The organism is Desulfobacula sp. (assembly GCF_021107415.1).
On the sequence record NZ_JAIOSW010000134.1, the window covers coordinates 1 to 6,326 of the forward strand.

4 protein-coding genes and 1 pseudogene are annotated in these 6,326 nt (G+C 42.4%); 4 read left to right on the forward strand and 1 reads right to left on the reverse strand.

All coding sequences use genetic code 11. The features are described 5' to 3' along the window. The first annotated feature begins 63 nt into the window (after positions 1–63). Positions 64–2,316, forward strand: coding sequence for an inorganic phosphate transporter (locus K8S13_RS06975; protein WP_291461507.1), 2,253 nt, complete (start codon positions 64–66; stop codon positions 2,314–2,316). Between the two features lie 3 nt (positions 2,317–2,319). On the opposite strand, the gene K8S13_RS06980 is transcribed toward K8S13_RS06975, so the two are convergent. Further along, positions 2,320–2,742, reverse strand: coding sequence for a C-GCAxxG-C-C family protein (locus K8S13_RS06980; protein WP_291461508.1), 423 nt, complete (start codon positions 2,740–2,742; stop codon positions 2,320–2,322). A 114-nt stretch (positions 2,743–2,856) separates the two neighbouring features. Here K8S13_RS06980 and K8S13_RS06985 point away from each other — a divergent pair. The 3 genes and pseudogenes from K8S13_RS06985 to K8S13_RS06995 all read left to right on the forward strand — a co-directional run. Next, positions 2,857–3,741: pseudogene (locus tag K8S13_RS06985) on the forward strand (LysR family transcriptional regulator). 372 nt (positions 3,742–4,113) lie between these two features. After that, a complete protein-coding gene (locus tag K8S13_RS06990) occupies positions 4,114–4,782 on the forward strand; it encodes a PEP-CTERM sorting domain-containing protein (protein WP_291461509.1) in 669 nt (222 codons plus the stop codon). A 308-nt stretch (positions 4,783–5,090) separates the two neighbouring features. Then, a partial coding sequence (locus K8S13_RS06995; RefSeq protein ID WP_291461510.1) for a PQQ-binding-like beta-propeller repeat protein occupies positions 5,091–6,326 on the forward strand: 1,236 nt, incomplete at its 3' end.

The following is a 6,326-nucleotide window of genomic DNA, read 5'->3' on the forward strand; positions in this document are numbered from 1 at the left end:
AAACCGGACAAGAAGGTCTAAATATGGTTTCAAAATCAGGAATATACTAAAAGAGAAAAAATTATGGGTCTCCAATTGTGCTATATAATTGTCGGTATGCTGATCTTATTTGCCATATTTGATCTGATGGTCGGTGTGACCAATGATGCGGTTAATTTTTTAAATTCATCTATCGGGTCCAAGGCTGCCCCCTTTTTCATTATCATGACCGTTGCAAGCTTGGGTATCCTGGCCGGTGTTACCTTTTCAGGCGGCATGATGGAAGTGGCGAGAAAAGGAATTTTCCATCCCCAATTTTTTTCCATGCCGGAACTTTTAACCATTTTTCTGGCTGTCATGATCACGGATATCCTGCTGCTTGATCTGTTCAATACCCATGGGTTACCAACTTCAACAACAGTATCCATTGTATTTGAGCTGCTGGGAGCGGCTGTAGCCCTTGCCATGATTAAGATCATGGCCGCCTCCGACAGCACTATGGCATTATGGGACTATATTAATACAGCCAAAGCCATGGCCATTGTGGGTGGCATCCTTTTATCCATTGTATTGGCCTTTTTCGCGGGAGCTTTGATGCAGTTTTTATCCCGTATGATTTTCACATTTGATTATCAGGAACGATTAAAAAAATATGGGGCGCTCTGGGGTGGCATGGCCCTGACTGCCATTACCTTTTTTATCCTTGTCAAAGGATCTAAAGGGGCGACCTTCATGGATGCCGGGACTATTGCCTGGATAAAAACCAATTCTTTTGTGATCATGGCCGGTATTTTTATTGTCTCTGCCATGATCTTACAGATTCTTATATCGCTTTTTAAGGTCAATATTTTAAAACTCATTGTTCTTGTGGGAACCTTTGCTCTTGCCATGGCATTTGCAGCCAATGATCTGGTTAATTTTATCGGGGTTCCCCTTGCAGGCCTCAATGCCTTTCAAAATGCCATTGCATCCGCTGACCCTTTAAATATCACAATGACAGCTTTAAGCAAAAAGGTGCACTCCCAGACTTATATTATGCTGGTGGCAGGGCTTATCATGGTGGTGACCCTATGGCTGTCCAAAAAAGCACGAACAGTCACGGAAACGGAAATCAGCCTGGGCCAACAAGATGAGGGTACAGAAAAATTTGAGTCTATCTGGCTGTCCAGAAAAATTGTCAACATGTTTGATTTTCTATTCAACACGGTAACAAATCTGACCCCGAAAACCATTAGAGAAACCATATCCCAACGCCTTACCCCGGTTATGGAAAGCCGCGGGGCATCCCAAGCGGAAAGGCCCTCATTTGACCTGGTTCGTGCTTCAGTCAACCTGATGGTGGCAAGTATGGTTGTTTCTTTTGCCACATCTTTGAAACTGCCGTTGTCCACCACATACGTGACGTTCATGGTTGCCATGGGAACAAGTTTTTCAGACCAGGCCTGGGGCAGAGAAAGCGCGGTATACAGGGTCACGGGTGTATTAACCGTTATCGGTGGATGGTTCATGACTGCCTTTATCGCATTTGTGGTCTCATTTATTTTTGCCAATATCCTGTTCTATTTAAAAGTACCGGGATTTTTCATTTTATTTGCCTTTGCCGGATATATGATCTGGAAAAATCACCAGAAACATAAAAGCCAGGAAAAAGACAAGGAAGAAATGAGCATTTACAACCTGCACAAGGTTGAACACTTCAAAGAATCCATATCCGAGACCTTTGATCATCTGGCTTTTCTTCTCAAAGGCATCAGGGAATCCTTTGATATCTCTTTTGATGCACTCTTCCAGGGGGATTTATATAAACTCAGAGAGGAACGGATGCATGTCAAGCACTTCCAGAACAGTACCAATATCATCATTGCCAATGTCTTTAAGGTATTGAGATTGCTTTCAAAAGAAGATCAGGAAGTTTCCTACAACTTTTACCAGATTATCAGGAGGCTTCAAAAACTCACCGACGGCCACAGGGATACGGTTATCCGTGCCAGCATGCATGTCAGCAACCGTCACAAGGGATTGTTAGACGTTCAAAAGTCAGAATTAAAAGAAATCAAAAAAGTTTTCTTAAATATTTTCTCTCTTGTCGAGACTGCCTTTCGGGACAAAGAAATCGTAGACTGCCAGGAAGCGGTAGAGCAGTTTCATTATCTAAGGGAACTTGTGGATGATTTTAATGAAAACCAGATTGAAAGAATCAGGGATGATTCTTCAAAAACTCGGCTCAGCATTCTTTTTTATGCCATAAGCGGTAATTGTGTAATGATGGCAAAACAGAATGTAAAACTTCTGGACATCTTTAACGAATCCTTTAAATTGAATCAGAAATGCTCATAAATTTCAGCAATCCTGTAGCAGATCCACAAGATCTGCCGCAACAATTTTAACAACCTTGCAACACTCTTTCTCCAGCATTTCTTCTCCAAATCGTTCCCGAAGTGTTGCGCAATGTGTGGTTTCAAAATGATCAATAAATTTTTGCCTGATTTTACTCCCCAGTTCTGCCGGGATATCCCAGTTTTCTCCGGGGATGCGCCGTCCATAAAGGTGACCTATGGCAATCAGGCTTCCTGAAAGGGCACCGCAAGCCTCATCAAATGTCATCCCAAACCCGCCGCCAAAAGCAGTTGCATGAATGGCAGCCTGGGAAGTATCTTTACCCAATCCTTCTAACACTGCTACTGCAACAGCTTCAGCACAATGAAATCCGTTTTCAAAATAATACCCTGCTTTCTCTTTGATGATACTTTTTTCTTCAATCATTTTCTCTACTCCTGCACTTGTTTATATCTGTTTAATCGATTAAAATAAAAAATCAATCGTGTCCAACGATTTATTCCGATGCAATCCATCGGCACAAACGATAAAGGAATTAAAATGGAATTTCGCCAGCTTAAAACTTTCCGTGCAGTTGCTGATAATTTAAATTTCACAAAAACAGCCGAACAACTTTTTATGGCACAGTCTTCTGTATCAGCACAAATAAAGGCGCTTGAAGATGAACTTAAAATCAAATTGTTTGACCGGATCGGAAGACGGGTGCTGCTGACTGAAGCCGGCCGCAAACTATATGAGTATGCACGCCGCATGGAAGAGATGTCACTTGAAATCCGTTCGGAAGTATCTGGCAGCCGCTATACACGTGGCAGTCTTACCATCCGTGTGCCCGAAACACTGGCGGCCGTTTACATGCCTGATATTGTAGACCGCTTCCACAAAGCCAATCCGAAAGTCAAACTGACATTCATCAACTGTACGGATACACAGCTTAAAGAAGAATTGAATTCGGGCCGTATTGATCTGGCCTTTTTAATGACGGATACAATTCATTTTAAAGATGTCAATGTCCGTCTGCTGAAGACAGAAAAACTAGTCCTGACTGCAAGTCCATCCCATCCGCTTGCCTTTGAAAATAAGATAAATTTAAAGAATTTAAACCACCAGACGGTTCTGCTTGCCAAAACCGACTGAAGTTACCGGCGAGCTTTCGAGCGGTCGCTCGAAAAATTGGATGTCACTCCCATGATACTGGAATTTTCCAGTATTAACAGCATGAAAACCTGCCTGAAAATGGGTATTGGCGTGACAATCTGCCCTGAAATATCTGTCCGGGAGGAACTGGCTGCCAGTGAACTTGCAAGTCTCAAATGGGATATACCGGATGCTGAGACATCTGTTATCATGATATGGCACGCTCAGAAATGGTGTTCACCAATTTTAGAACAATTTCTATACTTATCTGAAAAGCTGATTTCCGAATAACCCCTGTAGCAGGATCAATCCTTTTTTCCCCCATAATTACTTTTATAAAAAGTATCAACTGCTTTAGATGCCTTACAATACCTTTTAAGGAGGGGAAGAAGAATGACAGCTGCCCGCCTTTATTCTATACTGGCACCAGGAAATTAGAATCATGTACTCCTGTTTTGATTTTTGATAAATTAGGTTCTTTTTTACCCAAAATTATGTACTTTTTTATCCAATTTATGTAATTTTTTTCCTAATTCGGAGCTTAATTATATAAGAATCCCTTGTTTAAAGGGTTTCACCTCCTGGCACGCTAGTTGCTTTGATAAAGATTAATTGCAAAAAGTGAAAATGAATAAAAATTATAATTAACTAAGGAGAATGACTATGAAAAAAATGATTAAAGCAGGATTGTTATTCGGGTTGATGTTATTATTTGCAGGAAATGTGTGGGCATTGCCAATGGCTGGAGATACAGTTCAAATGAACACCGAGTGGGGTGATAATTATGGAATGAAAATCAATAATAGCACTAATACCAACACTATCGGTGATCTTTATAATACGTTCTGCATTGAAAAAAACGAAATCTTTAATAACAATGGTATTTACAAGGTAGAATCCGTCGGATCAGTTGCCACCCTGGGAGGCACCAACTATGGTGTCTGGGAGACAGAATCCACTACTGGTAAAACCGGTGACCCCCTATCCCAGGAAAGCATATGGCTGTATGCTTCATTTTTCAATGGCGACTTTGATAGTCTGTTTACAGGTCTCACCCATCAACAAGGTGTAGATAAAGTTCAAAACGCTATCTGGTACATGGAAGATGAGATCACCAGCAACACAGATTGGAGCCTTCTTTCCAATGGCATTTCAGATTTCAAGGTAACAGGCTGGGATATAAAAGTTGTTAACTTAGTCGCAACGGACGGTACTGGTAATTTTCAAAGCCAACTCGTTGGTGCTCCTGTTCCGGAACCTGCTACCATAGTTCTTTTTGGAATCGGTCTTCTAGGTCTTGCCGGAATCGGAAGAAAAAGAATACAAAAATAAATACATGACAATGGGGGATAGATTTCAAATCTGTCCCCCCCTGAGTTTTATCCATACTTTTCTGATTTCATCTGCAAATCAAGATAGTTCCTGAAAAAAATCATTAATAAACCGACTGCTCTCTTCCACCAGATAGAGCGGTAAGGAGAACAAATTAAACGCCCCCTTTGTATTCGACACCCAAAAATTAAGTTTGTTCAAAAATAATTAAAAAAAGGAGATTTTTATTTGAAATTACAATCTTCATGTCATACTCTTTTTTCAACTATTTTTTCAATCGTTTTTTACTGGATACAGGGTAATAAAAAATGCGAATAACAAGCTGTTTTCATCTCTTGATTCTCTCTTGTTTAATCTCTTTTTTCCCAGGCTGTATAACAAGCCCTGAAAACGATATTGATAATCTCCATACCAGCATCACTTCCTATCCTATAACCATCGAGCTTAACCTTGACGGCACAAGCCATGGTCATAAGCTTTTGTTCAAATCCAGGACTACGGGAACCAATTTTCAGGAGTCTTGTGTGGCCTATACCAACGGCATGGCCTACGTGACATCCTGCGCCACCCACGGCCCGGGATTCAACAAAATATTTGCCATTGATACCAAAAACGGCACCATCTTGTGGGATCGAACCATCGGCCCTGGATATGTGGGCCCTGTCATTGATGGTGATATCATCTATATTGGCAACTACTCCCATGAAACCGATCCCTTTAACGAATATGTTTATGCCTTAAACCGTTTCACCGGAGCAGTTAAATGGAAAAAAAACATCCCCAACGGCATCCCGGAATCCATCCTTTATAATGACACCCACCTGTTTTTTGCCTCGGACAAGGTGTACTGCCTGGACAAGCAGACCGGGCAGACCATCTGGAATTATGATCTTGGCAGTCTGAGCCTTACAAAGCCCATACTAAAGGATGGAGCTTTTTTTATTGCCTCGTCCCGGGGCCGCATGGTCAAGCTGGATGCCAAAACAGGCCGGTCCGTCTGGAAAAAAAACCTTGCTGCCGGCCCCTGGGATAATTCCATCACCGCGGACGGCAAAGGCCGGCTCTTTCTTGCCATTGCCAGGAACAACACCCTTAATGCCTATGATGAACAAACCGGTGCAAGATTCTGGTCCTTTGATCTTGAAGCCTGCCCTCTGTCTTTTAATGCCTTGCACAAAGGGGTCGTCTTTATTTCAGATACAAAAGGATGGGTCTATGCTGTCCACTCCATCTCAGGCACCCTGAAGTGGAAAACAAAAATCGGAGAAAAAACCGATATCAGCTCCCCCACACTTGCCCGCGGCCTTGTCTTTATCGGGACCAGGGATGGGGAAAAGGGCGGATTTTTTGCTCTGGATGAAGAAACAGGCCGTATTCTCTGGACATACAGGGTCGGGGCCAGTGTTACCGCACCGCCTTCCATTGCCGATGGCATGCTCTTTTGCGTTACTGATGACTGGCACATGTATGTCTTTGATATCGGAATCGGTGAGGGGGACTGGCTTTTGCACCGTTATGACCGGTTGAACACGGCTTTTACCCCC